Source organism: Streptomyces maremycinicus (assembly GCF_001184025.1).
GTDB lineage: Bacteria > Actinomycetota > Actinomycetes > Streptomycetales > Streptomycetaceae > Streptomyces > Streptomyces maremycinicus.
Map to the genome: position 1 here is coordinate 472485 of NZ_BBYG01000016.1, position 23109 is coordinate 495593.

Consider the following 23109-nt stretch of genomic DNA (forward strand, 5'->3'; position numbering starts at 1 on the left):
AGGGGGTGCGGTCCCGCACAAGCCCCGGGAGCCCCCGGAAACCTGCCGGATACGGCCTAGAGCTCGACTTCCTTCATCAGCATGCCGACCTCGGTGTTGGACAGCCGGCGCAGCCAGCCCGACTTCTGGTCGCCCAGGGTGATCGGGCCGAAGGCGACGCGGACCAGCTTGTCGACAGGGAAGCCGGCCTCCGCCAGCATCCGGCGCACGATGTGCTTGCGGCCCTCGTGCAGGGTGACCTCGACGAGGTAGTTCTTGCCGGTCTGCTCGACGACCCGGAAGTGGTCCGCCTTGGCGTACCCGTCCTCCAGCTGGATGCCGTCCTTCAGACGCTTGCCCAGGTCACGCGGGATGGGGCCCACGATGTGCGCGAGGTAGACCTTCTTCACGCCGTACTTGGGGTGGGTCAGCCGGTGCGCCAGCTCGCCGTGGTTGGTGAGCAGGATGACGCCCTCGGTCTCGGTGTCGAGCCGCCCGACGTGGAACAGCCGCGTCTCGCGGTTGGTCACGTAGTCGCCGAGGCACTGACGGCCCTCGGTGTCCTCCATCGTGGAGACGACGCCGGCCGGCTTGTTCAGCGAGAAGAACTGGTACGACTGGGTGGCGACGGTCAGGCCGTCGACCTTGACCTCGTCGTTCTCCGGGTCGACCCGCTTGCCCTGCTCCAGGACGATCTCGCCGTTGACCTCGACCCGAGCCTGCTCGATCAGCTCCTCGCAGGCGCGCCGGGAGCCGTAGCCCGCGCGGGCGAGGACCTTCTGGAGCCGCTCGCCCTCCTGCTCGGCACCCGGGAAGGTCTTGGGCAGCTTGATGTCCTTCTTGCCGGCGTACCGGTCCCGGTTGCGCTCCTCGGCCCGCGTCTCGTACTCGCGGGAGCGGGCCGGCTCGGTGCGTCCGCCACGCTGCTGGCCCTGCCGGGGGCCGCCCTTGGCGCCGCCCCGGGCCGCGCCGCCGCGCCCGGCCTTCGGGCCCTCGTGGGTGGCGTTGGGGCCTACGTCGTAGCGGCGCTCCTCGGGACGCGGCTTGCCGGGACGCTTCGGCCTGTCGTCACGGCCTCCCGCGCCCGTCGGCCTGTCGTCACGGCCTCCGGAGCCGCCCCTGGACCTGTCGTCGCGGCCTCCCGAGCCGCCCCTCGGCTGGGAACCGCCCCCGCCGGTCCCCCGGGGCTTGCCGCGCCCGTTGTTCCTGCCACTGCCACTGCCACTGCTTCGCATCAAAGTTCCGTCGTCGTCGTGTCGTCTGCATCTGCATCCGGTGCGTCCGGATCGAACGACGGGACCCCTTCCAGCATCTCGGCCTCGATCGCCTCCGCCTCGGGGAGAAAGGGCGCGAGCTCCGGGAGCTCGTCCAGACCGCGCAGGCCCATCCGCTCCAGAAAGTAGTTCGTCGTCACGTACAGGATCGCACCTGTTTCGGGTTCCGCGCCCGCCTCCTCGACCAGACCGCGCTGGAGCAGGGTGCGCATCACGCCGTCGCAGTTCACTCCGCGCACCGCGGAGACCCTGCTGCGGCTGACCGGCTGGCGGTACGCGACGACCGCCAGGGTCTCCAGCGCGGCCTGGGTGAGCCGGGCCTGCTGGCCGTCCAGCACGAAGCCCTCGACGGCCGCCGCGTACTCGGGCCGGGAGTAGAACCGCCAGCCGCCCGCGATGAGCCTGAGCTCGAAGCCGCGCCCCTGCACGGTGTACTCGTCGGCCAGCTCGCGCAACGCGTCCGCGATCCTGCGCCGGGGCCGCTGGAGGATCTTCGCGAGGTGCTCCTCGGTCGCGGGCTCGTCGACGACCATCAGCACGGCCTCCAGGGCCGGCTTGAGGTCGAGCGCGGCGACGGTCTCCTCACTCACGTCTTCGTCTCCTTCTCGGGCTCCTCGGGCGGCCGGTCGAACTCGTCCGTGACCATCGGCTGCGCGTCCCCCTCCCCGCCGGTCCAGCGCACCAGCAGCTCACCGAGCGCGCTCTCCTGGTCGAGCGCGACCGCCTTCTCCCGGTACAGCTCGAGCAGCGCCAGGAAGCGGGCCACCACCGTGAGGGTGTCCTCGGTGTCCGCCACCAGCGTGCGGAAGCTGGCCTCGCCGAGCTCCCGCAGCCGTGCGACGACGATCCCGGCCTGCTCCTGCACGCTCACCAGCGGCGCGTGGATGTGGTCGACGTACACCTGCGGCTTCGCCCGGGGCTGCATCGCCTTGACCGCGAGCTTCGCGAACCCCTCCGGGCCGATGCTGATGACGACCTCGGGCAGCAGCTCGGCGTGGTGCGGTTCGAGGCCGACGGTACGGGGGTAGCGCCGGGCCTCGCTCTCCAGCCGGTCCGTGAAGATGTCGGCGACCCGCTTGTAGGCCCGGTACTGGAGCAGCCGGGCGAACAGCAGGTCCCGGGCCTCCAGCAGGGCCAGGTCGGCCTCGTCCTCGACCTCCGCGGCGGGCAGCAGCCGGGCCGCCTTGAGATCGAGCAGGGTGGCGGCGACGACCAGGAACTCGGTCGTCTGGTCCAGGTCCCAGTCGGGGCCCATCGCCCGGATGTGCGCCATGAACTCGTCGGTCACCTTCGACAGCGCGACCTCGGTGACGTCCAGCTTGTGCTTGGAGATCAACTGGAGCAGCAGGTCGAAGGGCCCCTCGAAATTGGCGAGGCGCACTTTGAACACACCGTCGGAGGATTCCCCGGGCTCGGCACCATCCCCAGAACCGACGGGCTCCGGCCCCCGGGGTCCCGGATCGACGGGCTCCGGCCCCCCGGCTTCCGCATCCCCGGGCGCCTGCCATACGGATTCCGCACCCGCAGGCTCCGGCTCTACCGACTCCGGTCCTACGGATCCCGCATCTCCGGGCTCCGGTTCCACCGATTCCGGCAGGACGGGTTCCGGAGCGGACGGATCCGTTACGACGGGTTCCGGTACGACAGGGTCGGCCACGACAGGATCAGGTACGACGGGATCCGGTTCCGGTTCCGGTGCTGCCGGCTCGGGCTCCGGTCCGGCGGGTACCGGTGCCGTCCCGGGGCCCCGCCCCAGCGCACGCCGACGGCCGGCTGCTGAGCCGGGGCCGGGGACGGGAGCGTCGTTCGAGGTCATGGCCCCCGCAGGCTACCGCTACCGCCCGCGAAGTCGTCGTACGAGGATGCTGGCGTCCCCTCGGCTCTCCAGGTCGGCGAGGACCACGGCGACCGCCTCGCGGACGATGCGCCCCCGGTCCACGGCCAGCCCGTGCTCGCCGCGGAGCACCAGCCGGGCGTGCTCCAGGTCCATGAGCTCCTCGGCGGAGACATAGACGGTGATCTTCTCGTCGTGCCGCTCCCGGCCGCTGGGCCTGCGGGACGGCTGCCGTGCGCGCTTGCGCGACTGGCCGTCGGCGGCGGAGGCAGAACCTTCCTGCGGGCCCTGGCGCCGCTCGGAGCGGTCCGCGGGGCCGCCCCTGGAGTGGGACTCCCCGGCGTCGCCCTGGCCCGCGTCGGCCGCCGCGTGCTCGGCGCCCTCGCCGTCACCGCCCTGCGCGGGCACGGCCTGCGGCGCGTCCTGCGCACCGCCGGCCGCCACCCCGTCGCTCTCGCCGGCCGGCGCCGGCACCCGGGCCTCGCCGTTGGCGGGGCGTCGGGGCGCGGACGGCTGAAGCGCCATTCCCCCTGTCGTACGGAAGAGTTCGTCGGCCCCCGGCAGACTCACTCGGCGTGACACCGGGCGAGCACCTCCCTGGCGAGCTGGCGGTAGGCGGCGGCGCCGACGGAGTTGGAGGCGTACGTGGTGATCGGCTCACCGGCGACCGTGGTCTCCGGGAAGCGGACCGTGCGTCCGATGACCGTGTGGTACACGTGGTCGTCGAAGGCCTCGACGACCCGCGCGAGCACCTCACGGCTGTGCACGGTGCGCGAGTCGTACATCGTGGCGAGGATCCCGTCGAGTTCCAGTTCCGGGTTGAGCCGTTCCTGGACCTTCTCGATGGTCTCGGTCAGCAGCGCCACACCCCGGAGGGCGAAGAACTCGCACTCCAGCGGCACGATCACCTTGTGAGCGGCCGTCAGGGCGTTGACGGTGAGCAGACCGAGCGAGGGCTGACAGTCGATGACGATGTAGTCGTAGTCGTCCATCAGCGGCTTGAGGGCACGCTGGAGCGTGGACTCGCGCGCGACCTCGGAGACCAACTGGACCTCGGCGGCCGACAGGTCGATGTTGCTGGGCAGCAGGTCCATGTTCGGGACCGCTGTCTTCAGGAGCACCTCGTCCGCCGCCATGCCCCGCTCCATGAGCAGGTTGTAGACGGTGAGGTCGAGCTCCATCGGGTTGACGCCGAGACCGACCGACAGCGCGCCCTGCGGGTCGAAGTCCACGAGCAGCACGCGCCGGCCGTACTCCGCGAGCGCGGCACCCAGGTTGATGGTCGACGTCGTCTTGCCCACGCCGCCCTTCTGGTTGCACATCGCGATGATCGTCGCGGGGCCGTGCTGGGTCAGCGGGCCCGGGATCGGGAAGTACGGCAGCGGGCGTCCGGTCGGACCGACGCGCTCACGGCGCTGTCGGGCCGCGTCGGGCGCGAGCGTGGCCGCGTACTCCGGATCCGGCTCGTACTCGGCATCGGGGTCGTAGAAATGCCCGTCGGGCAGTTCGTCGTAGTCGGCGAAGTGGTTGCGGGGCGCGCCACTTCCGTCGCCGGCCATGGCGTTCACGTAATGGCCATCCATGCTCTGGTGTGCTGACAGAGCCACATGGGTGCTGCGCTGGCTCTGGTGGGCTGCGAAGGTTCGGACAGCGACGGAGCCGACAGCCTCTGGCCCCGCGGAGACCTGGGCCCGCGTCGGCATTCCTGGTTGACCACCCCCGGGAGCAAATGTCGACTCATTCACAAGTCGTCTTACCTCCTTGGTGACCAGGAAACTTCTAGACAAGGTCAGCGTGGCACCATGCCGACAGTCGGCGACTCTATGGCGTGTCGGGCGTTCGCAGCAACACAATCCGCCGGACCCGGCCCGATGTGTCGGCAATGAAACATCCCGCTGTCAAGGGCGTACGACCGTCGCACGGCAGGTTTCGCCGGTGTACGAATCGGTCGAAGCGTTACGTTCGAGGCGAGTTGGCCGAGAGCCGCAAAGTGACCATACACACATCCGGCCGGACCTTGTCGGGCAAGGTCCGGCCGGGTGTGCGGGGTTGACGACCTGTGTTGACGTATCGCCTTTTCCCGCAGGGTGACTTGGCCGAGCGGCTCGGCGGGGGGCTCAGCCGAGCAGCTGGTCGAGCTCCAGGTGCTCCAGGCCGTGCGCCTCCGCGACCTCGCGGTAAACGACCTTGCCGTCATGGGTGTTGAGACCCTTGGCCAGCGCGGCGTCGCGGCGCAGCGCCTCCACCCAGCCCTTGTCGGCGAGTTCGACGATGTACGGCAGCGTGGCGTTGGTGAGCGCGTAGGTGGAGGTGTTGGGGACCGCGCCGGGCATGTTGGCGACGCAGTAGAAGACCGACTCGTGCACCGAGAAGGTCGGCTCGGCGTGCGTGGTCGGACGGGAGTCCTCGAAGCAGCCGCCCTGGTCGATCGCGATGTCGACAAGGACACTTCCCGGCTTCATCCGGGACACGAGCTCGTTGGTGACCAGCTTGGGGGCCTTGGCGCCCGGGATGAGGACGGCGCCGATGACGAGGTCGGCCTCGAGGCATGCCTTCTCCAGCTCGAAGGCGTTGGAGACGACCGTCTGGATCTTCGTGCCGAAGACCTTGTCGGCTTCCTTGAGCTTGTTGATGTCGCGGTCGAGCAGCGTCACGTGGAAGCCCATGCCGATGGCGATCTGCGCCGCGTTCCAGCCGGAGACGCCGCCGCCGATGACGACCGCCTTGGCGGCCAGCACGCCGGGCACGCCGCCGGGCAGCACACCGCGGCCGCCGTTCGCGCGCATCAGGTGGTAGGCGCCGACCTGGGGGGCCAGCCGGCCCGCGACCTCGGACATCGGGGCGAGCAGCGGCAGCGCGCGGTTCGGCAGTTCGACGGTCTCGTAGGCGATCGCCGTGGTGCCGGACTCGACGAGGGCGTCCGTGCACTCCTTGGAGGCGGCCAGGTGCAGGTAGGTGAAGAGCGTCTGGTCCTTGCGGAGGCGGTGGTACTCCTCGGCGATCGGCTCCTTGACCTTGAGCAGCAGGTCGGCGGTGGCCCACACCTCGTCGGCGGTCTCGAGGATGCGCGCGCCGGCGGCCACGTACTCCTCGTCCGTGATGGACGAGCCGACACCGGCGTTGCGTTCGACGACGACCTGGTGGCCGTGGCGCACCAGTTCGTGGACACCGGCGGGGGTGATGGCCACCCGGAACTCGTTGTTCTTGACCTCGCGGGGGATGCCGACCTTCACGTGGATCACGGTCCTTGGCTCAGTAGGTGTGGGGGCACAGCAAGACATACCCGGGGATACGGGGCACACCGGGATGCACCGCAGGAGAACGTGCGGCAGAGCCAGTCTAATGAAGGTGTTCCCGCTGTCTAGCCTTTCATTGCATCAATCTCCAGCGGATGTACTACGGATTTCGCAGGTGTTAGCGCGGTGTTCCAGGAGATCAGGCCGTTCCTGCACCGCCACCGGCCCTGTCACCGGCCCCGACGCGGGCCCTGGCTCCGGCTGCGATCGCGGCCCCGGCCCGGGTTCCGGCCCCGATTCCGGCTCCGATTCCGCTTCCGATTCCGGGAGCGGTCCCGACGCCGGTCCCGGCAGCGGATCCGGTGGCGGTTCCGACGGTGATCCCGATTCCGGCGATCCCGGTTCCGGCGGTCCCGGCTCCGGATCGCGTTCCGGGAGCTCCTCTCCCAGGATGCGCTCGGCCGCGCTCCGGTGCAGGCCGGCCGCCACCGGGTCGCCGAGGCGCTCGAGGGTGTCGGCCAGTCGCAGCTGCACGGCGGCCTGGAGACGCGTGTCCTCGGCGCGCCGGGCCCACTCCATCGCCTCCTGGCAGGTGCGCAGCGACTCCTCGGGGCGCCCCGCGTACTCCTGGACCCGGGCCAGCTCGCCCAGCGCCCGCGCGTGGGCGCCGACGTCGCCGTTCTTGCGGTGCCCGGCGGCCGCCGCCCGCCAGGACCGCTGCGCCTCGCCGTAGCGGCCCGCGTAGGTCTGCGCGGTGGCGATACGGCCGTAGAGCCGGGCGGCGTCCGGGCGCTCGTCGCGGGCCAGCCGCTGGGCGAGGGCCCGTCCGAACCAGTCGGCGGCCCGGTCGTAGTCCCCGAGCTCGAGATGCGCGCCGCCCACGGATTCCATCGCGCGACCGATCGCATACGGATCGTTCGCCTCGCGTCCGGCGTCCAGGGCGGCCCGGTAGCGCACCAGGGCCTCCGCCGTGCGGCCGGTCCTGGCGTCGACGTCGGCGAGGTTCAGCAGGGCGGCGGCCTTCTCGCGGGGCAGGTCGCGCCGCTCGGCCACGTCCAGGACGAGCTGGTGGACGCCGTACAGGTCGGGCGCCGCCGCCTGGGTGCCGAAGTGCGCGACCATCGCCCTGACCAGCTGGGACATCAGACGGCGGGCCAGGGTGTCCAGCTCGCCGTCGGCGACCGCGAGACGGGCCGAGGCGAGCAGGGCGGGCCGCCGGCCCCGCAGCCAGTCGGCGGCCGCGCGCGGGGTGGGGAAGCGCAGGGCGCTGGGCAGGCCCTGGAGCCGCTCGCGGGCCTGGGGGTTGTCGGTCTCGGTGATGGCCCGGCAGGACTGGAGCAGGCGCACCGTGCGCTCCAGCATGCGGGCGCGGGCCAGCTGGAGCTCGGCGGGGCGGTCGTGGGTCTCGGCCGCGGCGCGCAGCAGGGGGTGCAGACAGGCCGGCACCTCGTACTGCGGCAGCGGGGAGTCCACGGCCCGCAGCAGCCCCAGGGCGGCGAGGTCGTCCAGGGTGGTGCGGGCGGCGCCCACCGAGCAGCCGGCCAGCGCGGAGGCGGTGTGCGGGTCCGCCAGGCCGGCCGGGGCCAGGCAGAGCAGTCGCAGTATCCGGTCGGCGGGGGCCGGCAGCGCGGCGTGCACGAGCCGGAAGACCCGGCTGAGCGGTGAGCCCTCGTCGCCCTCCGCGTGGAGCTGCTTGGCGAGGTCGGCGACGGCCGCCTTGGGGCGGGCGGCGAGCCAGCCGCCCGCCAGGTTCAGCGCGGCCGGCTGGCCCTGGCAGGCCTCCACGAGGCTCTCGGCGGAGCGCGGGTCGACGGTGATGCGGACCGAGCCGGTGTACCGGCTCAGCAGTTCGAGGGCGGACTTGGTGTCCAGGCCGCCCAGGGTGCAGGGGCGGACGTCCGCGATGCCGGTGAGCGGTCCGGCGGAGACGGCGACGAGGAGGCACTGAGGGGTGTCCGGGAGCAGCGCGTCGACCTGTTCGGCGCCGGCCGCGTCGTCGAGCAGGAGCAGCACGCGGCGCTCCGCGAGGGCCTGGCGGAGCAGGGCCGCGAGTTCGTCCTCGTCGGCGCCCGGCGGGGTCGGCACGTCCAGCGCGGTGAGCAGTTCACGGGCGGCCCGCTCGACCGGCACGGGGGTCCCGTCGGGCTCGGCGAGGCGGGCGCGCAGGACGCCGTCCCGGTAGCGGCCGGCGACCTGCCTGACGAGTTCCTCGGCGAGCGCCGTACGCCCGGATCCGGGCCGCCCGGCGATGAGGAGCACGCGCGCGCGTGGCGCCTTCTTCCCGGAGATGGTGTCCAGCCCGGCGCGCTCGATGTCGGCGCGCAGTTCCTTCAACTCCCGGACTCTGCCCAGGAAATGGCCCTCTGTCGCAGCGTGTCCCGACAGCTGCACGCCGCCTGTGTCCACTGCCTGATCCGTCACGGGCCACACTCCCGTCCCACCGCACACGCAAGCCCGCCGGGACTCCGGATCGGGTGATTCCAGAGCCTAGTTCACGCTCTGCGACGTTCCGGGTGGAGTACGGCGGCACGACCGGGAGGTCCCCCGATCGGATCAGCCGATGGTCACACCGGACGGGGGCGGAACGGTCTCAGCAGGGGCACCCCAGCGGAGGCGTGCGCAGAGGGACGGGGAGGATGCGGAGCGCGGCGAGGATGCGGAGGGCGGAGAGGAGGGCGAAGGGCGTCAGGCCTCGAAGGGGCGGGCCGGCCAGGGCGCCTCGGCCCGGCGCAGCGCGTCGAGCCCGTCGCCGGTGCGCGCGGCGATCAGGGAGAGGACGCCCACGACGAGACAGTTGCTGTGCAGCTCGCCGGCGAGCACGCCCCGGACGAGCTCGCCGACCGGCACCCGCGCGTGTTCCATGTCGGCCTCCTCGTCCTCCACGGCGAAGCGCTCCCCGTCGGCCTCGGACAGATCGCGGGCCAGGAAGATGCGTACCGACTCGTCGCAGCCGCCCGCGGTGGGGTAGACGTCGGTCAGCACCCGCCAGTCCTCGGCCTTGACGTGTGCCTCCTCGTACAGCTCGCGCTGGGCCGCGTGCAGCGGGTTCTCGCCGGGCACGTCGAGCAGACCGGCCGGGATCTCCCACAGCTTCTGCCGCACGGGGTGCCGGTACTGCTTGATGAGCAGGACCCGGTCCTCCTCGTCGAGGGCGAGGACGGCCACGGAACCCGGGTGGACCTGGAAGTCCCGGCGGACCACCGAGCCGTCGGGCATGACCACCTCGTCCGTGCGGACGGAGGTCTTGTTGCCGACGAAGGGGGTCTCGGTCGACCGGACCTCCCACGCCTCGGGGGTGTCCTTGATCGTCATGCCATGCGTCCTTCCACGTGCCACGTGCGCAAACGAAAACCGGGGTGCCCACCCTTGAAGGTTTGCACCCCGGCCACCGTACAACTGGTGTGTTACTTCGACGTCTTCCCCGCCTCGACGGTCCGCTGGACCGCGGCCTTCACGAGGCCGGCGAACAGCGGGTGCGGGCGCGTGGGCCGCGAGCGCAGCTCCGGGTGGGCCTGCGTGGCGACCAGGTACGGGTGGACGTCGCGCGGGTACTCGACGTACTCGACGAGCTTGCCGTCCGGCGAGGTGCCGGAGAACAGGATGCCCGCCTTCTTCTCGAGCTCGGCGCGGTAGGCGTTGTTCACCTCGTAGCGGTGCCGGTGGCGCTCCTCGACGTACTCCTTGTCGTCGTAGACCTCACGGACGATGGAGCCCTCGGCCAGCTTGGCCGGGTACATGCCCAGGCGCATCGTTCCGCCCATGTCGCCCTCGCCGGCCACGATGTCGAGCTGCTCGGCCATGGTGGAGATGACGGGGTGACCGGTCGCCGGGTCGAACTCGGTGGAGTTGGCGTCGCCGATGTCGGCCAGGTTGCGCGCGGCCTCGATCACGATGCACTGGAGGCCCAGGCAGAGACCGAGGAGCGGGATCTTGTTCTCGCGGGCGTAGCGGATCGCGCCGACCTTGCCGAGCACACCGCGGTCGCCGAAGCCGCCCGGGATGCAGATGCCGTCGACGTCCTCGAGCTGCGCCTTGGCGCCCGCCGGGGTCTTGCAGTCGTCCGAGGTGACCCACTTGATCTTCACTCGGGCCTTGTTGGCGAAGCCGCCGGCGCGCAGCGCCTCGGTGACCGAGAGGTAGGCGTCGGGCAGGTCGATGTACTTGCCGACCAGGGCGAGGGTGATCTCGTGGTCGGGGTTGTGGACGCGGTCGAGCAGGTCGTCCCAGGTCGTCCAGTCCACATCGCGGAACGGCAGGTCCAGCTTGCGGACGACATAGGCGTCCAGGCCCTCGCCGTGCACGGTCTTCGGGATGTCGTAGATCGAGCGGGCGTCGGGACAGGCCACCACCGCGTCCTCGTCGACGTCGCACATCAGCGAGATCTTGCGCTTGATCGCGGTCGGCACCTCGCGGTCGCAGCGCAGCACGATCGCGTCCGGCTGGATACCGATGTTGCGCAGCGCCGCGACCGAGTGCTGGGTCGGCTTGGTCTTCAGCTCACCCGAGGGACCGATGTAGGGCAGGAGCGAGATGTGCACCACGAAGACGTTGTCCCGGCCGACCTCGTGACGGACCTGGCGGACCGTCTCCAGGAACGGCAGCGACTCGATGTCGCCGACCGTGCCGCCGACCTCGGTGATGACGACATCGACCTCGTCGGTGGCCATACGGCGGATGCGGTGCTTGATCTCGTTGGTGATGTGCGGGATGACCTGCACGGTGTCACCGAGGTACTCGCCACGCCGCTCCTTGGCGATCACCGTCGAGTAGACCTGGCCTGTAGTGACATTGGCGGAGCCGTCCAAGTCACGATCGAGGAAGCGCTCGTAGTGTCCGATGTCCAGGTCGGTCTCGGCGCCGTCGTTGGTGACGAACACCTCACCGTGCTGGAAGGGGTTCATCGTGCCCGGGTCGACGTTCAGGTACGGGTCGAGCTTCTGCATCACGACGCGCAGACCACGCGCCTTCAGCAGCATGCCGAGGCTGGAGGCCGTCAGACCCTTGCCGAGCGAGGAGGCGACACCCCCGGTGACGAAGATGTGCTTGGTCGTCGTGGATTTGGGCGTCATGGCCAAGAGGGGGCTCCCGTGGTCGCGATTCGGAGGTGCGGTTCGGGGGCTTCGAGACCACCGGTCCACGGGCTACCAGGGTATCAGCGCCTCAGGGAGATGGCTTCCGGCCACGCTCCGCGCACGGCTCGACACGGGCGGCCCCCGCGCACCGGTTTCTCACCCGTTGCTCACCCGTTCGGCCCACCCGCGTTGTCCGGAGCGGCACGCAGATCATCTACGTGCGTCGTATCCTGCTCGGACACTCGCTGCCGAGCCCGGTCGGCAAGACGGCACACCCCAGTCCGTATCCCCACCGGAACAACGAGAGCTCGTCAGTTCGTTGAGCAGGAATCGGCGTTTTGCCTATATGGCTGAGCGGCTGCTTTGCTTCAGCGCTCAACGACGCATTACAAACGACCCCTTGACCGCACTAGCGACAGCCCCCGTTCCGCATGGGGGTGACGTGGCCGTTCGACTGGAGTTGCACGTGGCCGGGCGCATCGAAGATTACGCACTCATCGGAGACATGCAGACCGCCGCACTGGTCTGCCGGGACGGCACAGTCGACTGGCTGTGCCTGCCCCGCTTCGACTCGCACGCGATCTTCGCAGGTCTGCTCGGCACCGAGGAACACGGTTTCTGGCGCCTCGGCCCCGCGCACGCCTCCGACGCACAGCCGCCGACCGCGGCCCGGCGCACCTACCGGGGCGACTCGCTCATCCTGGAGTCCGAGTGGGACACCCCGCGCGGCACGGTCCGGGTGACCGATTTCATGCCCCCTCGTGACGGCGCGCCCCAGCTGATCCGGATCGTCGAGGGCGTCTCGGGCCGCGTCCCGATGCGCTCCGCGCTGCGGATGCGGTTCTCCTACGGCCGGGTCGTGCCGTGGGTGCACAAGCACGAGGGCCGTACGGTCGCCGTCGCGGGCCCGGACTCCGTGTGGTTCGACACCGAGTGCGAGACCTACGGCAAGTCGCTGACCACGTACGCCGACTTCACGGTCGCTCCGGGTGACCGGATCGCGTTCACGATCTCCTGGGAGCCCTCGCACAAGGAGCCGCCCGCGCTGCCCGAGCCCGAGCAGTCGCTCCAGGCGACCGAGGACTTCTGGCGCGAGTGGGTCGAGCACTGTACGTACCACGGCCCCTACCGCGAGGCCGTGATCCGCTCGCTGATCACGCTCAAGGCGCTGACGTACGGCCCGACCGGCGGCATCGTCGCCGCGCCCACCACCTCCCTGCCCGAGGACATCGGCGGCGTCCGCAACTGGGACTACCGCTACACCTGGCTGCGCGACGCGGCCATCACCCTGTCCTCGCTGCTGCGCACCGGCTACCGCGAGGAGGCCCGCGCCTGGCGCGAGTGGCTGCTGCGGGCCGTCGCCGGCGACCCCGAGAACCTCCAGATCATGTACGGCATCGCGGGCGAGCGCGAGCTGGGCGAGGCCGAGCTGGACTGGCTGCCCGGCTACGAGCACTCCGGCCCGGTCCGGGTCGGCAACGGCGCCGCGCACCAGCTCCAGCTGGACGTCTACGGCGAGGTCACCGAGGCCCTGCACCTGGGTCACATGACGGGCCTGGCCCGCAACGACTACGCCTCCCTGCTCCAGCTGAAGCTGATCCGCTACCTGGAGCAGCACTGGGACGAGCCGGACGAGGGCATCTGGGAGGTGCGCGGTCCGCGCCGGCACTTCGTGCACTCCAAGGTCATGGCCTGGGTCGCCGTCGACCGCACGATCAAGCTGATCGAGTCCGGCGACGCGGACGGCCCGCTGGAGAAGTGGCGCGAGCTGCGCGACGACATCCACCGGGACGTCTGCGAGAAGGGCTACGACAAGGAACGCAACACGTTCACGCAGTCCTACGGCTCCAAGGAGCTGGACGCGTCGCTGCTGCTCATCCCGCAGATGGGCTTCCTGCCCCCGGACGACAAGCGCGTGATCGGCACCATCGAGGCGATCCAGCGCGAGCTGTCCACCCCGGACGGCTTCATCCTGCGCTACCCGACCTCGGGCGGCGACGAGGGCGTCGACGGCCTGCCCGGCGACGAGGGCGCCTTCCTGGCCTGCTCGTTCTGGATGGCCGACGACCTCGCGATGATCGGCCGGGTGGACGAGGCCCGCAAGCTGTTCGAGAAGCTGCTCTCGCTGCGCAACGACCTCGGTCTGCTCGCCGAGGAGTGGGACCCGCGCCTCCAGCGCCAGGTCGGCAACTTCCCGCAGGCCTTCAGCCACGTGCCGCTCATCGACACGGCCCTGCGCCTGACGGCGTCGGGGGCGTACGGCGGCTGAGCCGCCCCCGCCGGACCGCACGGACCCGTGACGCGCGGCCGCCGGACAGGACCGGGCGGCCGCGCACGCCTAGGCTGGAGGCATCTGCCCCTGCACGGAAGGGGGCGCCCCATGGCCTCCCCATCGAAGGCGGGCGCGGCCCTCGCCGCGCTGCGCGAGGAACTGGTCGGCGACGTGTTCGCCCCGCAGGATCCGGGCTACGACGAGGCCCGTGCGGTCTTCAACGCGATGATCGACCGCCGTCCGGCCGTGATCGCCCAGTGCGTGGACGAGGCCGACGTCGTTCGGTCGGTGCGCTTCGCCCGTGACCTGGACCTGGCCGTCGCGGTGCGCGGCGGCGGCCACAGCGTCGCGGGCATGGCGCTCGGCGACGGGGCCGTGGTGGTGGACCTGCGTCACATGCGCGCGGTCACCGTCGATCCCGCCGCCGAGGCGGTACGGGTCGCGGGCGGGGCCACGATGAGCGACCTGGACCGCGCCTGCCGGCCCCATGGTCTGGCCACGACCGGCGGGCGGGCCTCCACCACCGGTGTCGGCGGCTTCGTCCTCGGCGGCGGTACGGGCTGGCTGGACCGCTCGTGCGGGCTGGCCGTGGACAACCTGCTCGGCGTCGAGCTGGTCACCGCCGACGGCCGGCAGGTCCACGCGAACGCCGACGAGAACCCGGAGCTGTTCTGGGCCCTGCACGGCGGCGGCGGCAACTTCGGCATCGCCACCGCGCTCACCCTGAAGCTGCACGAGCTGCCCGAGTTCTCCATCGCGCTGCTGCTGTACCTGCCCGAGTTCGGCGCCGAGGTCACCCGCACCTACCGGGACATGATCGAGGCCGGCCCGGACGAGGCGTCCGGCGCCGTCATCTACCTCACCGGGCCGCCCGAGGAGTTCGTCCCGCCGCATCTGATCGGCACGCTGCTGTGCGGGGTGCTGCTGACGTACGCCGGCTCCGAGGAGGACATGCGCAAGCTCGCCGAACCGCTGCTGGCGATGCCGCACGAGAGCGAGGTCGTCGGCGCGATGCCGTACGCCGATGTCCAGTGCATGATCGACGATCCCCCCGGGATGCGGAACTACTGGTCGGCGGAGTACCTGACGGGCGCCCCGGACGACTTCGTCGACGTCTACTGCGCCCGCGGCCGGGCCCTGCCCGTGCCGACCGGCACCATGCACGCCCTGTTCCCGCAGGGCGGCGCGATCGCGGCAGGCCCGCACGAGTACCCGGTGCCCTACCGCGACGCTCCCTGGGGCGTGCACCCCTTCGGGCTGTGGGAGGACCCCGCGGACGACGAGCGGTGCGTGCAGTGGGTCCGCGACGTCCGGGCCGCCGTACAGCCGTGGAGCACGGGCGCGGTCTACCTCAACTTCATCGGCGACGAGGGCGCCGACCGGGTCGTGGCGGGCGTGGGTGAGGCGAACGCCCGGCGGCTCGGGGACGTGAAACGGCGCTACGACCCGGACAACGTCTTCCGCTTCAACCACAACATCAAGCCGGCCTGAGCATCCACCACGACAGCCGCCCCGTGCCGGACGCGGCTGTCACCGGGCCGTTCGCGCAGGTAGCGTCCGCTGCATGGACAGCCGCACCGATCACCGATTCGACAGCCAGAGCGCCGGCATCACCGTCCGGCGCGCGCTGGAGCTGCCCGGCCTGCGCAGCGGGCTCCCCGAGATCCTCGCGGGCGCCGACCGGCTGGGCCGCACGGTGCGCTGGGTGCACGCGGGCGAGGTCCCGAACATCGCCTCGCTGCTCAAGGGCGGCGAGCTGCTGCTGACCACGGGCTACGGCCTCGGCACCCGTCCGGCGGAGCAGCGGGCGTTCGTGCGCACCCTGGCCGAGCGGGGCATCGCGGCCCTGGTGATCGAGCTGGGCCCGCGCTTCACCCGGCTCCCGGCGGCCCTGGTCGAGACGGCGCGCGCGACCGGGCTCCCCCTGGTGCAACTGCACCGCGAGGTGCCGTTCGTGACGGTCACCGAGGAGATCCACACCGAGATCGTCAACGGGCACTACGCGCTGCTCCAGCAGGCCGAGGAGGTGCACCGGCGCTGTACCGAAGCGCTGCTCGGCGGGGGCGGGATACCGCAGGTCCTGGGCATCCTGGCGGACTTCAGCGGCAACCCGGTCTTCCTGGAGACGACGGAGGGCCAGCTCCTGTACGCCGCCGGAGCGGGCCCCGAGGGCGCGGACCCGCTCCAGGTGTGGGAGGGCCTTCGCGGGCCGCACAAGGACGCTCCGCCGCCGGCCGGCTCGGTGCTGGTGGATGTACCCGGGGGCGGGCCGGGGGCGGGTTCGGTGCGCGCCCGGCTCGTGCTGTTGCCCGTGCGCGCCCCTCTCGCACCGGTGCACCGGATCGCCGCCGAACGGGCGGCCGGGATCCTGGCCGTGGTGCTGATGCAGGCCCGCCAGGAGGAGGAACTCGCGGCACGCGGCCGGGGCGACTTCCTCACCGACCTCGCCGAGGGCCGGATCGCCGCGGAGGACGCCCCGGCGCAGGCGCGCGTCCTCGGTTTCAAGCCCGGCGGCAGTCCGCTGCTCCCGGTCGTCATGCGGCTCGGCGACGGCCTCTCGCCCGGCGGGGGCTGGGCGGTCCTGGCGCGGGCGGTCGCCGAGGAACTGGCGTCAGTGGGGGTGCCCGTGCTGCTGGGCGTGCGGCCGGTGGAGGGCCGGGTGCCGTTGCTGCTGGGCCTGCGGTCGGAGTCCGAGCGGTCGGCGGTCGCGGACCGGGTCGCGGCGGCGCTGCGGGCCGGGGTGGAGCGGGCCGGGATGCAGCGGCCGGGAGCCCAGCCGCCGGTGGTGGTGGTCGGGGTGGCGGGCGGCTGGGCGGCCGCCTCGGCGGGTCTGCGGCACGCGGCGGAGACCGCGACCGCCGCACAGGGCCTGCCGGACCGCCCCTGGTACGACGCCCGCCGTCTGGACATCGACCTCCTGCTGTGGCGGCTGCGCGACCACCCCGACCTGGCGGCGTTCGTGGACCGGGCGATCGGCCCGGTCCGCGACCACGACCTCCGCTCCAAGCCGCCCCTGCTGCCCACCCTGGAGACCTACCTGGCGCACGCCGGCCGCAAGGCGGAGACGGCCCGCGAGCTGCATCTGAACCGCCAGACGCTGTACAACCGCCTCGCCCGCATCGGCGAGTTGCTCGGCACCGACCTCGACGACCCGCAGACGGTCCTGGCGTTGAGCCTGGCGCTGCGGGCCCGGCGGCACGTGGCGTGAGGGCTCAGATCATCGGCCGGGGCCGCGTCAGCTCGTCGTAGACGCTGAGCACCTGGGCGACGGTCTCGTCCTCGGTGGGCCAGTCGGCCGCCTGCCGGGTGCCCAGGTCCCGCAGGAGCGCGGCCCGTGCGGGGTCGTCGAGGAGGCGTACGGCGGCCGCGGCGAAGGCCTCCGGGTCGTGCGGCGGCACCAGTTCGGCCGCGTCGCCGACGAGTTCGCGGACGCCCCCGGTCAGGGCCGCGACGAGCGGGACGCGCGCGTGCAGGGCCTGCTGCGCCAGGACCGACCGCGACTCCCCGCCACCGGGCAGCAGCGCGAGGTCGGCGGCGGCGAGCAGTTCGCTCACGTCGTCGCGTCGCCCCAGCAGCCGGACCGGCAGTTCCTCGTCCTCGATGCGGCGCTGGAGCTCCGCCCGCAGCGGCCCCTCCCCCGCGATCACGACCAGCGGTACGGGGTCCAGGGCGCGCCACTTGCGCGCGGCGTCCAGCAGCAGCTGGTGACCGCGGTGACCGTCCAGGGCACCGACGGTCACGAACAACGGCCGGCCCATGGCGCCGAGTTCGGCCCGGAACTTCGAGGACGGCGGCTCGGACTCCTCGTTCCCCTCGGCCCGGTGGGGCCGGGGCAGCGCCACGGCGGCGAGCCGCGCGTCGCGCGCGCCGGTCCCGCGGGCCCGGTCGACGAGGTCGGAGGTGGTGCCGAGGACCACGGTCGCCGCCCTCGCGACGCGCCGTTCCAGCAGTCGCAGCAGATGGGCCCGGGCCCCCTCGGCGTGTGCGCGGTTGTGCCAGGTCACGATGAGCGGCGTGCGCCGGCCGCCGAGCGCGAGGACGGCCCGGAACGAGGCGTGCAGCCCGTGCGCGTGGACGAGGTCGGCGTTCGTGCAGGCCGCCCGGAGCGCCGCGACGGACCCCGGGTCGCTGCTGCGCGGCACGTGTACGTGTTCGGCCCCGGCACCCGTGAAGTCGTAGGTGTCATCCGCCTCGCCGGGGGCGCACACCGTCACCCGCACGCCCCGCGCGACGAGCCCCGCGGCCAGGGAACGCACGTGCGCGCTGCTGGCGGGGTTGCCGCCGCCCAGCACCTGCACGGTGCGCAGCGACGACTGGCCGTGCGGTGAGTGGCTGCTCACGTGGCCGGGGCTCCTGGTTCGGCGTCGGACGGTCACGAAGAAACGTACAGAAGTGCCGGGCGGAGGGGTGGACCGCTGGCATTCCTCCACGTACTACCCCCAAGGATGCCAGCACGTACGGGTGTTCCGTGCCGCCGACCGCCCTGACACCCGGTCACAAGGTCCCGCGCGCCACCCACACGGGTGAGAGAAGTAGGGGTTCCGTTCGATTACCCGAGCGCCGACCTCGCCACCTCGCTCACCCGCTCCCCGTGCACCGCCGCGGCCACCACGGCGGCGGCGTGCGCGATCAGGCCCGCACGGCCGGCGCCGGCCACCACCGCCGCCCCGAGCAGCGCGCCGAGGGCGTGTGCCCCGCTGTCGCCGAGCATCTCCCGGCCGCCCAGATCGTCGGGCGGCACGGCCGCGGCGGCTCCGACCGCCACGGCGGACAGCTCGCCCGCAGCACCCGCGCGCGGCAACCCGGGGGCGCCCAGGGCGAGTACGGCGCCGGCGGCCCGGCCGGGCCGCACGTCCACGAGGTTGACGAAGTGCGCGGCCCCGGCGATCACCACCCCCGCCAGCACCTTGTCCAGGGGCCGTTCCTTGAGCAGCGCCCCCGCCACCAGCCCGGCCGCCGAGACACCGAACAGCCTCACGGCCCCGCTCGTGATCTCGCCCTCCCGCAGCGCGCCCAGGTGGGCCCGGAAACCCCGGCGCGCGTCACCGGCGCCGACGACGTCGTCGTACGCCCCGCAGGTCCCTGCCGCGGCCACGGCGAGCGCGGCGGCCGGGGCCGTCCGCCCGGCCACGAGCGCGACGGCCAGGGCGGCGGCGGGGCCGGAGTACAGCCCGACCGTCCGCCCCGCGTGGTTCTCGCGCTCCCGGCGAGCGCGCCCGCCGGGCGCAGCGGCGCGCAGGGCCGCCGCCGTCCCCCAGGTCGGTCCGGCCGCCGCCGCGAACGCGGATCCCCGTCCCCTCGGTGTGAACATGCCCTCACCCCGGAAAACCCTGGCGGGGCACCGACGCCCGGTCCGGGCGGGGCCCACGCGGCAAGCCGACGGGGCGGCCGCCACGAGTCACCTCGTACCGCCCGCCCCGTCCGACGTGTGCGCAACCCGCACCCTCCATGCCCCGAGCGGCCGCCCCGCCGGGCTGCCGCCGACCGCCGCTAGCCGTCGGCTCGGGCCGTGGCCAGCAGCTCCTCGGCGTGCGCCCGGGCCGTCTCGGAGTCCTCCTGGCCGGCGAGCATCCGGGACAGTTCGCGGATGCGGTCCTCGCCCTCCAGCACCTTCACGCCGGACCGGGTCACCGATCCGTCGTTGGTCTTCTCGACCAGCAACTGCCGGTCGGCGAACGCGGCGACCTGCGGGAGGTGGGTGACCACCACGACCTGAGCGGTCTTGGCGAGCCGCGCGAGGCGCCGCCCGATCTCCACCGCCGCCTTGCCGCCGACACCCGCGTCGACCTCGTCGAAGAGATACGTCGGCACGGGATCCGTACCCGCGAACACGACCTCGACGGCCAGCATCACGCGCGAGAGCTCACCGCCGGACGCGCCCTTGGCGATGGGCCGCGGCGGCGCGCCCGGGTGCGGGGCGAGCAGCAGCTCGACCTCGTCCGCGCCGGCCGGCCCGTAGGCGACCGCACGGCCGCCGACCTCGACGCCCTCCGCGTCCTCGGTCTGCCGGATGTCGAACGACACCCGCGCGTGCGGCATGGCGAGCGAGGCCAGCTCGGCCGTCACCGCGGCGGCGAACCGCTCGGCGGCCTCCGTGCGCGCGTCCGTCAGCGCCTGCGCCAGCCCGCCGAGTTCGACGCGCAGGGCGTCCCGCTCGGCGGTCAGCTCGTCGATGCGCTCGTCGTCGCCGTCCAGCTCGGTGAGCCGGGCGGCGCTCCGCTCGGCCCAGGCGAGCACGGAGTCCACGTCCTGCCCGTACTTGCGGGTGAGCGCGGTGAGCGCGGCCCGCCGCTCCTCGACGGCCGACAGCCGCAGCGGATCGGCGTCGAGGTCGTCGGCGTACCCCGCGAGCTCGCCCGCCACATCGCCCAGCAGGATCCCGATCTCCCCGATCCGGTCGGCGAGCGCGGCCAGCGCCGGATCGTGCGACCTGACGGCCTCCAGGGCCCGCTGCGCGCCCGCGACGAGCGTGGTGGCCTCGATGCCCTCGGGGTCCTCCGGGTTACCGGCGAGGGCCGCGTGGGCGGCCGTGGCCGCGGACGACAGCGCCTCCGCGTGCCCGAGGCGCTCGGCCTCCTCCGCCAGCTCCACGTCCTCCCCGGCGCGCGGTTCGACCCCGGCGATCTCGTCGAGCCCGAAGCGGAGCATGTCGGCCTCCTGGGCCCGCTCACGCGCCCGGGTGACGATCTCCTCCAGCTCGACGGCGACGGACCGCAGCCGCCGGTAGGCCTCGGTGTACTTGGCGAGCGGCACGGTCACCGCGTCCCCCGCGTACCGGTCGAGCGCCTGCCGCTGCCGGGACTGCTTCAGCAGCCCCTGCTGGTCGGTCTGCCCGTGGACGGCTACCAGCTCGTCGGCGAGCTCGGCGAGCACGCCCATCGGCACACTCCGCCCGCCCACGTGCGCCCGCGACCGCCCTTCGGCGGAAACGGTACGGCTGATGAGCAACGCCCCGTCGTCGAGCTCGGCCCCCGCCTCCTCGGCCCGTACCACCACCGGGGCGTTCGGGGGCATGGCGATCCGCCCCTCGACGACCGCCTTCTCGGCGCCGATCCGCACGAGCGCGGGATCAGCGCGCCCGCCCAGCAGCAGCCCGAGGCTGGTGACCACCATGGTCTTGCCCGCGCCCGTCTCACCCGTGACAGCGGTGAAGCCTGGCGACAGCTCGACGACAGCGTCGTCGATGACTCCGAGCGACCGTATCCGCATCTCCTCCAACACGGACAAGACCTTACGAGGTCGGGGGGAGGAAGTGCGACGCCCCCCGGCCCCGGAAGGGGAACCCGCAGGTGAAGAATGTGTATCGACGGTGCCGTGTCACCCGGGTGAGTGGAGTTGCGCCTGGGGCGCCGGGCGTGCGAACCGCTAGTGACGGGCCCCTCGCCACCCGGAGACGGGCAGCGCGAACTTCGCCACCAGCCGGTCCGTGAACGAGGCGTGGTGCAGCCGGGCCAACCGGACCGGCACCGCTCCCCGCCGCACCTCCACCCGGGCCCCGGCGGGCAGCTCGACGGTCCTTCGCCCGTCGCACCACAGCACGCCCGGCGGGATGTGCGGCAGCACCTCCACCGCGAGCACGGAGTCGGGCGAGGTCACCAACGGCTTCGCGAACAGCGCGTGCGCACTGATCGGCACCATCAGCAGCGCCTCGACCTCGGGCCACACCACGGGTCCGCCCGCGGAGAAGGCGTAGGCGGTCGATCCCGTCGGCGTGGACAGCACGATCCCGTCGCACCCGAAGCCGGTGACCGGCCGCCCGTCGATCTCCAGCACGACCTCGAGCAGCTTCTCCGCGCCCGCCTTCTGCACGGCCGCCTCGTTCAGCGCCCAGTCGGTGTGCACGATGTCCCCGTTGCGGTGCACGACGACATCGACGGTCATCCGCTCCTCGACCTCGTACGCCTTCGTCACCACCCGGTCGACGACCTTGTCGAGGTCGTCGCGCTCGGCCTCGGCGAGGAAGCCGACGCTCCCGAGGTTGACGCCGAGCATCGGCACCCCGGACGCCCGCGCGAACTCCGCGCCGCGCAGCAGCGTGCCGTCGCCGCCGAGGACGATGAGCAGCTCACACCCCTCCAGGCACTGCGGAGTGGCCTCGGAGACCAGCTCCACCTCCTCCGGCAGGGGCAGGTCGGCGGCCTCGTACTCCAGGACGCGCACCCCGATGCCCTCACGCAGCAGCCCCTTGACGACCAGCTCGGCGCTGCGGATGGCCGCGGGCCGCCCGGTGTGGGCGAGCAGGAAAACAGTACGAGCTCGGTTCTGAGTCAACGCGGCCCCTCCGCAACTGCACGGTCAACGTCGGCCGGGTCGAGGGCAGGCGCCCCGGCCCGGAGCCACAGAAAGTACTCGACATTGCCGGAAGGACCGGGCAGCGGGCTGGCGGTGACGCCCTTCACCCCGAGCCCCAGGTCCCACGCCTTCCCGGCGACGCCCCGCACCGCTTCCGCCCGCAGCTGCGGACTGCGTACGACGCCCCCGCTGCCGAGCCGTTCCTTCCCCACCTCGAACTGCGGCTTGACCATCATCACCAGGTCCGCGTCCGGCCCGGTGCACTGGGCCAGGGCCGGCAGCACCAGCCCCAGCGGGATGAAGGACAAGTCCCCCACGACAAGATCCACAGGCTTCCCATCGATCGCTTCAAGCGTCAACTCGCGTACGTTCGTACGGTCCTTGACGGTGACGCGTTCATCGCTTCGCAGGGACCACGCGAGTTGTCCGTATCCGACGTCGACGGCGACCACGTGCGCGGCCCCCGCCCGCAGCAGCACATCGGTGAACCCGCCGGTCGACGCGCCGGCGTCCAGCGCCCGCCGCCCCTCCACCACGAGCCCCAGCGGCATGAACGCGGCCAGCGCGCCGGCGAGCTTGTGCCCGCCCCGGGACACGTAGTCGGGGTCGTCGCCGTCGACGGAGACGACGATCGCGGCCGCCGTCTCGACCTGGGTGGCGGACTTGGTCGCGACGGTCTTGCCGACGGTGACCCTCCCGGCCGCGATCAGCTGGGCGGCGTGCTCACGCGAGCGCGCGAGCTTGCGGCGGACCAGCTCCGCGTCCAGACGGCGTCGTGCGACTCCTGCCACGTTCGGTTCAGCTCCTGTGTTGATACGACACCGGGGGCGCCGGAGGTCCCGGGCGGGCGTCGAGCGCGGTGAGCGCGTCGCGCAGCCCCCGGTGTACATCCTCGTACACCTCGACGTGTCCGTCGGTGGCGAGGTGGTCGGCGTCGGCCAGCCGGTCCAGCAGGGCGTCCACCTCCGCGTTGCCGGTGGGGGTGCGGACCACGCCCAGCGCGGCGGGAGCCGCGGGATCATGCTCCTGCTCGCGCGCCTGCTCCTGCTGCTGCTCGCGCGCCTGCTCCTGCTCGCCGGGCACGGTCTCCGGGGTGGTCCGCGTCCCCGGCTCCGGCGCTGTGTCGCTCATGCGAAGACGCTACCCCGAA

At 72.6% G+C, this 23109-nt stretch carries 18 protein-coding genes; 3 read left to right on the forward strand and 15 right to left on the reverse strand.

Annotated features, from left to right (window positions below; translation table 11 throughout):
• Positions 1 to 56 precede the first annotated feature (56 nt).
• From AOQ37_RS25375 to pyrG, 9 genes are all read right to left on the reverse strand, one after another.
• Positions 57 to 1217 carry a pseudouridine synthase gene (locus AOQ37_RS25375; protein WP_374701542.1) on the reverse strand — a complete coding sequence of 387 codons (1161 nt, stop codon included), beginning with the start codon at positions 1215 to 1217 and terminating at the stop codon, positions 57 to 59.
• Positions 1214 to 1786 carry an SMC-Scp complex subunit ScpB gene (gene scpB, locus AOQ37_RS25380; protein WP_230196340.1) on the reverse strand — a complete coding sequence of 191 codons (573 nt, stop codon included), beginning with the start codon at positions 1784 to 1786 and terminating at the stop codon, positions 1214 to 1216. Before scpB ends, AOQ37_RS25375 begins: the two co-directional genes overlap by 4 nt.
• Before the next feature lie 53 nt (positions 1787 to 1839).
• Complete coding sequence (locus tag AOQ37_RS25385) at positions 1840 to 3069, reverse strand: segregation and condensation protein A (RefSeq protein ID WP_078890346.1); 1230 nt, start codon at positions 3067 to 3069, stop codon at positions 1840 to 1842.
• Between the two features lie 18 nt (positions 3070 to 3087).
• The gene (locus tag AOQ37_RS25390; RefSeq protein WP_078890347.1) at positions 3088 to 3669 is read right to left on the reverse strand and encodes a hypothetical protein; all 582 of its coding nucleotides are present in this window, start codon (positions 3667 to 3669) and stop codon (positions 3088 to 3090) included.
• Complete coding sequence (locus tag AOQ37_RS25395) at positions 3654 to 4790, reverse strand: ParA family protein (protein ID WP_078890348.1); 1137 nt, start codon at positions 4788 to 4790, stop codon at positions 3654 to 3656. Before AOQ37_RS25395 ends, AOQ37_RS25390 begins: the two co-directional genes overlap by 16 nt.
• Positions 4791 to 5204: 414 nt before the next feature.
• Positions 5205 to 6329, reverse strand: a complete 1125-nt coding sequence (gene ald, locus AOQ37_RS25400) for an alanine dehydrogenase (RefSeq protein WP_199825079.1) — start codon at positions 6327 to 6329, stop codon at positions 5205 to 5207.
• A 135-nt stretch (positions 6330 to 6464) separates the two neighbouring features.
• Positions 6465 to 8744, reverse strand: a complete 2280-nt coding sequence (locus AOQ37_RS25405; RefSeq protein ID WP_234436998.1) for a tetratricopeptide repeat protein — start codon at positions 8742 to 8744, stop codon at positions 6465 to 6467.
• Between the two features lie 264 nt (positions 8745 to 9008).
• Positions 9009 to 9635 (reverse strand): NUDIX domain-containing protein, encoded by a 627-nt coding sequence (locus tag AOQ37_RS25410; RefSeq protein WP_062647174.1) that lies wholly within the window; start codon positions 9633 to 9635, stop codon positions 9009 to 9011.
• Positions 9636 to 9727: 92 nt separating this feature from the next.
• On the reverse strand, positions 9728 to 11392 hold the full coding sequence (gene pyrG, locus AOQ37_RS25415; RefSeq protein ID WP_062647176.1) for a CTP synthase: 1665 nt from the start codon (positions 11390 to 11392) through the stop codon (positions 9728 to 9730).
• A 469-nt stretch (positions 11393 to 11861) separates the two neighbouring features.
• On the opposite strand from pyrG, the gene AOQ37_RS25420 reads away from it, so the two are divergent.
• The 3 genes from AOQ37_RS25420 to AOQ37_RS25430 all read left to right on the forward strand — a co-directional run bounded on the left by AOQ37_RS25420 (position 11862) and on the right by AOQ37_RS25430 (position 16875).
• On the forward strand, positions 11862 to 13664 hold the full coding sequence (locus AOQ37_RS25420) for a glycoside hydrolase family 15 protein (RefSeq protein WP_062647178.1): 1803 nt from the start codon (positions 11862 to 11864) through the stop codon (positions 13662 to 13664).
• Between the two features lie 111 nt (positions 13665 to 13775).
• Positions 13776 to 15158: an FAD-binding oxidoreductase gene (locus tag AOQ37_RS25425; RefSeq protein WP_062647180.1), complete on the forward strand. Its 1383-nt coding sequence runs from the start codon at positions 13776 to 13778 to the stop codon at positions 15156 to 15158.
• A gap of 73 nt (positions 15159 to 15231) precedes the next feature.
• Positions 15232 to 16875 (forward strand): PucR family transcriptional regulator, encoded by a 1644-nt coding sequence (locus AOQ37_RS25430; RefSeq protein ID WP_062647182.1) that lies wholly within the window; start codon positions 15232 to 15234, stop codon positions 16873 to 16875.
• Between the two features lie 4 nt (positions 16876 to 16879).
• Here AOQ37_RS25430 and AOQ37_RS25435 read toward each other — a convergent pair whose 3' ends face one another.
• The 6 genes from AOQ37_RS25435 to AOQ37_RS25460 all read right to left on the reverse strand — a co-directional run bounded on the left by AOQ37_RS25435 (position 16880) and on the right by AOQ37_RS25460 (position 23090).
• Positions 16880 to 18007, reverse strand: a complete 1128-nt coding sequence (locus AOQ37_RS25435) for a glycosyltransferase family 4 protein (RefSeq protein WP_078890349.1) — start codon at positions 18005 to 18007, stop codon at positions 16880 to 16882.
• Between the two features lie 209 nt (positions 18008 to 18216).
• Positions 18217 to 18978 (reverse strand): hypothetical protein, encoded by a 762-nt coding sequence (locus tag AOQ37_RS25440; protein WP_062647186.1) that lies wholly within the window; start codon positions 18976 to 18978, stop codon positions 18217 to 18219.
• 179 nt (positions 18979 to 19157) lie between these two features.
• Complete coding sequence (gene recN, locus AOQ37_RS25445; RefSeq protein ID WP_062647188.1) at positions 19158 to 20876, reverse strand: DNA repair protein RecN; 1719 nt, start codon at positions 20874 to 20876, stop codon at positions 19158 to 19160.
• Positions 20877 to 21032: 156 nt separating this feature from the next.
• Positions 21033 to 21938, reverse strand: coding sequence for an NAD kinase (locus AOQ37_RS25450; protein WP_020128151.1), 906 nt, complete (start codon positions 21936 to 21938; stop codon positions 21033 to 21035).
• A complete protein-coding gene (locus tag AOQ37_RS25455) occupies positions 21935 to 22750 on the reverse strand; it encodes a TlyA family RNA methyltransferase (protein WP_062647190.1) in 816 nt (271 codons plus the stop codon). Before AOQ37_RS25455 ends, AOQ37_RS25450 begins: the two co-directional genes overlap by 4 nt.
• 7 nt (positions 22751 to 22757) lie before the next feature.
• Entirely contained in the window at positions 22758 to 23090 is a 333-nt protein-coding gene (locus AOQ37_RS25460; protein WP_062647192.1) for a hypothetical protein, read from the reverse strand.
• Between the last annotated feature and the right edge of the window lie 19 nt (positions 23091 to 23109).

Bases quoted from the DNA above. Each gene is read 5' to 3' on its own strand.
- scpB (WP_230196340.1), bottom strand. From the start codon at position 1,786: ATGGTCGTCGACGAGCCCGCGACCGAGGAGCACCTCGCGAAGATCCTC.
- AOQ37_RS25410 (WP_062647174.1), bottom strand. From the start codon at position 9,635: ATGACGATCAAGGACACCCCCGAGGCGTGGGAGGTCCGGTCGACCGAG.
- AOQ37_RS25385 (WP_078890346.1), bottom strand. From the start codon at position 3,069: ATGACCTCGAACGACGCTCCCGTCCCCGGCCCCGGCTCAGCAGCCGGC.
- pyrG (WP_062647176.1), bottom strand. From the start codon at position 11,392: ATGACGCCCAAATCCACGACGACCAAGCACATCTTCGTCACCGGGGGT.
- recN (WP_062647188.1), bottom strand. From the start codon at position 20,876: ATGCGGATACGGTCGCTCGGAGTCATCGACGACGCTGTCGTCGAGCTG.
- AOQ37_RS25425 (WP_062647180.1), top strand. From the start codon at position 13,776: ATGGCCTCCCCATCGAAGGCGGGCGCGGCCCTCGCCGCGCTGCGCGAG.
- AOQ37_RS25440 (WP_062647186.1), bottom strand. From the start codon at position 18,978: ATGTTCACACCGAGGGGACGGGGATCCGCGTTCGCGGCGGCGGCCGGA.
- AOQ37_RS25430 (WP_062647182.1), top strand. From the start codon at position 15,232: ATGGACAGCCGCACCGATCACCGATTCGACAGCCAGAGCGCCGGCATC.
- AOQ37_RS25395 (WP_078890348.1), bottom strand. From the start codon at position 4,790: ATGCCGACGCGGGCCCAGGTCTCCGCGGGGCCAGAGGCTGTCGGCTCC.
- AOQ37_RS25460 (WP_062647192.1), bottom strand. From the start codon at position 23,090: ATGAGCGACACAGCGCCGGAGCCGGGGACGCGGACCACCCCGGAGACC.